The sequence below is a fragment of the Pseudomonas sp. GW821-FHT02B10 genome (assembly GCF_059421865.1).
The window spans coordinates 23,082-29,600 of record NZ_JBWKVU010000003.1; the positions used below are offsets into that span (position 1 = coordinate 23,082).

The 6,519-nt window shown below is 64.0% G+C and carries 5 protein-coding genes; 4 read left to right on the plus strand and 1 reads right to left on the minus strand.

All coding sequences use genetic code 11. The annotated features are described in order from the left end of the window. Nucleotides 1-160: 160 nt before the first annotated feature. Nucleotides 161-1,519, plus strand: coding sequence for an 8-oxoguanine deaminase (locus AC07VU_RS07575; RefSeq protein ID WP_495029674.1), 1,359 nt, complete (start codon nucleotides 161-163; stop codon nucleotides 1,517-1,519). 103 nt (nucleotides 1,520-1,622) lie between these two features. Here AC07VU_RS07575 and AC07VU_RS07580 read toward each other — a convergent pair whose 3' ends face one another. Beyond that, nucleotides 1,623-2,714, minus strand: a complete 1,092-nt coding sequence (locus AC07VU_RS07580) for a calcium:cation antiporter (RefSeq protein WP_007930681.1) — start codon at nucleotides 2,712-2,714, stop codon at nucleotides 1,623-1,625. Between the two features lie 328 nt (nucleotides 2,715-3,042). Here AC07VU_RS07580 and AC07VU_RS07585 point away from each other — a divergent pair, with 328 nt between their 5' ends. The 3 genes from AC07VU_RS07585 (at nucleotide 3,043) to AC07VU_RS07595 (ending at nucleotide 6,408) form a co-directional block, all read left to right on the plus strand. After that, nucleotides 3,043-4,125: a BMP family ABC transporter substrate-binding protein gene (locus tag AC07VU_RS07585; RefSeq protein ID WP_457242039.1), complete on the plus strand. Its 1,083-nt coding sequence runs from the start codon at nucleotides 3,043-3,045 to the stop codon at nucleotides 4,123-4,125. Between the two features lie 150 nt (nucleotides 4,126-4,275). Then, nucleotides 4,276-5,241 (plus strand): 2-oxoglutarate and iron-dependent oxygenase domain-containing protein, encoded by a 966-nt coding sequence (locus AC07VU_RS07590; protein ID WP_495029675.1) that lies wholly within the window; start codon nucleotides 4,276-4,278, stop codon nucleotides 5,239-5,241. Between the two features lie 213 nt (nucleotides 5,242-5,454). Beyond that, nucleotides 5,455-6,408, plus strand: coding sequence for an adenosine deaminase (locus tag AC07VU_RS07595; RefSeq protein WP_007923280.1), 954 nt, complete (start codon nucleotides 5,455-5,457; stop codon nucleotides 6,406-6,408). Nucleotides 6,409-6,519: the final 111 nt, after the last annotated feature.

Here is a 6,519-nt window from a genome sequence, read left to right on the forward strand (position 1 = left end):
CTACAGTCACCGCCGTATTAGGAGCGAGGCTTGCCCGCGATAGACCGCGCAGCGGTCTCCCCGTAAACTGCGCACCTCGCCCCCGTGGCGACCCTGGATCAGCAGACAGGGCAACACTGAGCTGGCTAACCTGAACCCACTTTCAGAGGAGCCGGCCACCATGCCTGCGACCCGTATCTGGTTAAAGAATCCCCTCGCCATTTTCACTGGCAATGCCCTCGACGCCCGTGGCGGCCTGGTGCTGCAAGACGGCCTGATCGTCGAAGTGCTCGGCGCCGGCCAGCAACCCGCCCAGCCCTGTGGGCAGGTCTTCGATGCCCGCGAGCATGTGCTGCTGCCGGGGCTGATCAACACCCATCACCACTTCTATCAGACCCTGACCCGCGCCTGGGCGCCGGTGGTCAACCAGCCGCTGTTCCCCTGGCTGAAAACCCTGTACCCGGTCTGGGCCCGGCTGACCCCGGAGAAACTCGCCCTGGCCAGTAAAGTGGCGCTGGCCGAACTGCTGCTGTCGGGCTGCACCACCGCCGCCGACCACCACTACTTGTTCCCCGAAGGCCTGGAAAACGCCATCGACGTGCAGGTGGCCAGCGTGCGCGAACTGGGCATGCGCGCCATGCTCACCCGCGGCTCCATGAGCCTCGGCGAAGCGGATGGCGGCCTGCCGCCGCAGCAGACCGTGCAACAGGGCGAGGTGATTCTCGCCGACAGCCAGCGGCTGATCGCCGAGTACCACGAACGCGGCACCGGCGCGCAGATCCAGATCGCCCTGGCGCCCTGCTCGCCGTTCTCGGTAACCCCGGAGATCATGGCGGCCAGCGCCGAGCTGGCGGCAAAACTCGACGTGCGCCTGCACACCCACCTGGCGGAAACCCTCGACGAGGAAGACTTCTGCCTGCAACGCTTCGGCCTGCGCACCGTGGACTACCTGGACAGCGTCGGCTGGCTCGGCCCACGGACCTGGCTGGCCCACGGTATCCATTTCAACCCCGATGAAATCGCCCGCCTCGGCGCCGCCGGGACCGGCATCTGCCATTGCCCGAGCTCCAACATGCGCCTGGCCTCGGGTATCTGCCCGACCCTGGAACTGACCGACGCCGGCGCGCCCGTCGGCCTGGGCGTGGATGGCTCGGCCTCGAACGACGCCTCGAACATGATTCTCGAAACCCGTCAGGCCCTGTACCTGCAGCGCCTGCGCTACGGCGCCGAAAAGATCACCCCGGAGTTGGTGCTGGGCTGGGCCACCCAGGGTTCGGCACGGCTGCTGGGGCGCAGCGATATCGGCGAGCTGGCCGTGGGCAAGCAGGCCGACCTGGCGCTGTTCAAGCTCGATGAGCTGCGCTTCTCCGGCAGCCATGATCCGTTGTCGGCGTTGCTGCTGTGCGGCGCGGACCGGGCGGACCGGGTGATGGTCGGCGGCCAGTGGCGGGTGATCGACGGGCAGGTCGAGGGGTTGGATGTGCGGGGCTTGATTGCCGATCACAGCCAGGCGGCCCGGCAGCTGATCGCCGGCGCCTGATCCGGCGTTATCGCGAGCAAGCTCGCTCCTACAGGGAACCGGTTCCGATCATTTCCAGAATGAATCACGCCGGATGTAGGAGCGAGCTTGCTCGCGATGCTCTTCAAAGACCCAACAGCGACAACATGATGAAGGTCGCGAACAGCACGAAGTGGGTCATGCCTTCGATGGCATTGGTCTCACCGTCATTGAGGTTGATCGCGCTGACGATCAGGGTGATGAAGATCATCACCGTCTGCACCGGGGTCATCGCCATCTGGAACGGCTGGCCGGTGTAGAGCGCCATGGCCTCCATCACCGGCACCGTCAGGATCACCGTCGACAACGACGCGCCCAAAGCAATGTTGACCACCGACTGCATGCGATTGGCCAGCGCCGCGCGCAGGGCCGTGAGAATTTCCGGCGCCGCGGAAATCGCCGCCACCAGGATCGCCGTGATCACCGGCGGCGCGCCCGTGCCTTCCAGCCCCAGGTCGAGGGTCTTGGACATCACCTCCGCCAAGGCGCCGATCAGCACCACGCCGAACACCAGGGTGGCGATGGAAAACGCCAGGCTGACAGGCGCCGGCTGATCCTCCGTCGGTTCTTTCTTGCGGCGTTTTTCCGGGTAGCTGTAGCTGAAGAAGTAGCTGTGGGCGCCGACCTGCATGCGCAGGAACAGGGTGTACAACAGCACCATGGCGCCAATGGTGAAGGCCGAGTAGAGCTTCCACTTCGACTCGGGAATGAACTCCGGCACCACCATCGACACGCCCATGGCGGTGAGGATCATCACACTGTAGGAGCGGGCCGAGTCGTCGTTGTAGGCCTGCTCGCCATGCTTGATCCCGCCCATCAGCGCGGCCAGGCCGAGGATGCCGTTGATGTCGAGCATCACCGCCGAATAGATGGTGTCGCGCACCAGGGTCGGCGAGGCCTCGTTGCTCATCATGATCGCCAGGATCACCACCTCCACCAGGACCGCGGCGAGAGTCAGGATCATGGTGCCGTAGGGGTCGCCGACCTTCTCCGCCAGCAGCTCGGCGTGATGGGCGACGCGCATCGAGGCCGCGACGATAAAACCGATCAGCACCAACCCCGAGATCAGCGCCACGCCCTGGCCGCTGTTGAGCAGCGCATGCTCCAGCGGATAGGCAACCAGCGCCGCGAGCAGCGCCAGCAGCAGAAAACTTTCTTGCTTGAGTGAAGTGAACATTGCAGTCCTTTGACCGGATAAATCGAGCAGAAAGAGATGAGCTAAAGACTGCCTGAAGTCACTAACGTTTCGTTACACCTTAGTGCACCAGTCAATGGCGTTGATGGGCGAGGGTGCACCGGGATGAGCCTTTGGTGATCCGGCGGGCCTCTTCACCGGCAAGCCTCGCGCCTACAGGATCATGCAGCCTCTGCAGGCGCGAGGCTTGCCCGCGAAGGCTTCACCCTGGTCCCCGAAGATTTTGTTGTCCTGTTGGTCAGCTATTTGCATTGAGCCATTCAAGCCTTAGGGCCCAGCCACGCCCCACAACAAAATGGAGTCCGGATTCATGCATAAACGTCCGTTGCAAAAACTGCTGTGCGCCCTCACCGCGGCCATCGGCCTGAGCGTCTCGCTGGGCGCCAGCGCCGCCGATCCGTTGAAGGTCGGCTTCGTCTATATCGGCCCGATCGGCGACCACGGCTGGACCTATCAGCATGAACAGGGGCGCCTGGCGCTGGTGGAGAAGTTCGGCGAGCAGATCAAGACCAACTACGTGGAGAACGTTGCCGAAGGCGCCGACGCCGAACGGGTGATCCGCAACATGGCCAAGGATAAGTACGACCTGATTTTCACCACCTCCTTCGGCTACATGAACCCGACCCTGAAAGTCGCCAGGCAGTTTCCCAAGACCACCTTCGAACACGCCACCGGCTACAAGCAGGACAAGAACCTCGGCACCTACCTGGCCCGCACCTATGAAGGTCGCTACGTCGGCGGTTTCCTCGCGGCGAAGATGACCAAGAGCAAGAAGGTCGGCTACATCGCCTCCTTCCCGATCCCGGAAGTGATCCGCGACATCAACGCCATCCAGCTGGCCCTGAACAAATACAACCCGGGCACCGAGATCAAGGTGGTGTGGGTCAACTCCTGGTTCGACCCGGGCAAGGAAGCCGACGCCGCCAATGCCCTGATCGACCAGGGCGCCGACGTGATCTTCCAGCACACCGACAGCCCGGCGCCGATCCAGGCCGCCGAACGCCGTGGCGTGTACGCCGTGGGCTACGCCTCGGACATGGCCCACTTCGGACCGAAAGCGGTGCTGACCTCCATCGTCAACAACTGGGGCCCGCACTACATCCAGGCCACCCAGGGCGTGCTCGACCACAGCTGGAAATCCCAGGACTACTGGGGCGGCCTGAAGGAAGGCACGGTCGAACTGCCGATCAGCGACCTGGTGCCGGCCGACGTCAAGCGTGAGGCCGAGCAGATCATCGCCGACATCAAGAGCGGCGCCTTCCACCCGTTCACCGGGCCGATCAAGGACCAGGCCGGCGTGGAAAAACTCGCCGCCGGGGTCAGCGCCAGCAATGCAGAGCTCGCATCGATGAACTATTACGTGGAAGGCATGAAGGCCGACATTCCGAAATGACTCGCCTGTAGCCGCTGCCGCAGGCTGCGCTAAGGTCCGAAGGACCTTTGCTCGATCTCCAGAGCACGCCCCCTTCGTCGGAGTGCCGCCCAGATCGATCGCAGCCTGCGGCAGCGGCTACAGGGCAGTGAGTACCTTGAGAGCATTTATATGAACCAGCTGCCAATCATCGACATCAGCCCGCTCTACGGCGGCGACGCCCAAGGCTGGAACCGCGTCGCCCAGCAGATCGACCGTGCCTGCCGCGAGTGGGGGTTCTTCTATATCAAGGGCCATCCGATCACCTCCGGGCGCATCGGCCAGTTGCTCGACGCCGCCCGGCATTTCTTCGCCCTGCCGGCCGCCGAGAAACTCAAGATCGATATCACCCAGACCCGCCACCATCGCGGTTATGGCGCGATCGCCACCGAGCAACTGGACCCGGACAAGCCCAGCGACCTCAAGGAAACCTTCGACATGGGCCTGCACCTGCCGGCCGACCATCCCGAAGTGCTCGCGGAAAAACCGTTGCGCGGCAGCAATCGGCACCCCGATATCGCCGGCTGGGAAACCCTGATGGAGCAGCACTACCTGGACATGCAGGCCCTGGCCCAGACCCTGCTGCGGGCCATGACCCTGGCCCTGGGCATCGAGCGCGATTTTTTCGACCGTCGCTTCAAGGAGCCAGTCAGCGTCTTGCGCCTGATCCATTACCCGCCGCGGCATACCGCCAGCAGCGACGAACAGCAAGGCGCCGGCGCGCACACCGACTACGGCTGCATCACCCTGCTCTATCAGGACAGCGCCGGCGGCCTGCAGGTGCGCAATGTCCAGGGCCAGTGGATCGACGCCCCGCCCATCGAGGGCACCTTCGTGGTCAACCTCGGCGACATGATGGCGCGCTGGAGCAACGACCGTTACCGTTCGACGCCGCACCGGGTGATCAGCCCGCTGGGGGTGGACCGCTACTCGATGCCGTTCTTCGCCGAACCCCATCCGGATATCCGCATCGAATGCCTGCCCGGCTGCCAGGATGCCGGGCATCCGCCGAAGTACCCGGTCACCACCTGCGCCGAATTCCTCTTGTCGCGGTTCGCCGATACCTATGCCTATCGCCGGGAACCGCAAGCGTCCTGATCGCCCGGCGGGTCAGGTTTTGCCGAATAGTCCGCGTGCGCCTGTAGAATGCCTGCCCTTATGGGCGCGATTGGAACCTGACGCGCCCGCGCAGCCCTGGGGAACCCCGGGGCCGGCGCCTGTCATCGAACCTTGCGGTGGGCTTTTCGCCGCAGGATGATGGAGCGCAATACGTTCACGCAGCGCTCGACTGCACCTGATGAGATCACACCCATGTACGACTGGCTGAACGCCTTGCCCAAGGCCGAACTGCACCTGCACCTCGAAGGATCCCTGGAGCCCGAGCTGCTGTTCGCCCTGGCCGAACGCAACAAGATCGCCCTGCCCTGGAGCGATGTGGAAACCCTGCGCAAGGCTTATGCCTTCAACAACCTGCAAGAGTTCCTCGACCTGTACTACCAGGGCGCGGACGTACTGCGCACCTCCCAGGATTTCTATGACCTGACCTGGGCCTACCTGCTGCGCTGCAAAGAGCAGAACGTCATCCACACCGAACCCTTCTTCGATCCGCAGACCCACACCGATCGCGGCATTCCCTTCGAAGTGGTGCTCAACGGCATCGCCAGCGCGCTCAAGGATGGCGAGCAGCAACTGGGCATCACCAGCGGCCTGATCCTCAGCTTCCTGCGGCATCTGAGCGAAGACGAAGCGCAGAAAACCCTCGACCAGGCGCTGCCGTTCCGCGAAGCCTTTGTCGCGGTCGGCCTGGACAGTTCGGAAATGGGTCACCCGCCGAGCAAGTTCCAGCGGGTGTTCGATCGGGCCCGCAGCGAAGGTTTCCTCACTGTCGCCCACGCCGGTGAAGAAGGCCCGCCCGAGTACATCTGGGAAGCCCTCGACCTGCTGAAGATCCAGCGCATCGACCATGGCGTGCGCGCCTTCGAGGACGAGCGACTGATGCAGCGCATCATCGACGAGCAGATCCCGCTGACCGTCTGCCCGCTGTCGAACACCAAGCTCTGCGTGTTCGATCACATGTCGCAGCACAACATCCTCGAGATGCTCGAGCGTGGGGTGAAGGTCACGGTGAACTCCGATGACCCGGCCTACTTCGGCGGCTACGTCACCGAGAACTTCCACGCCCTGTACACCCACCTGGGCATGACCCAGGACCAGGCCAAACGCCTGGCGCAGAACAGCCTGGATGCGCGGCTGGTCAAGCCGTAAACCACCATCGCGGGCAACCTGCCCGCGATCCCCCTGTAGCCGCTGCCGAAGGCTGCGCTCGACCGCGAAGCGGGCGCCGCTCTTGAGGGCCTCGGAAGGTTCTTCGAACCT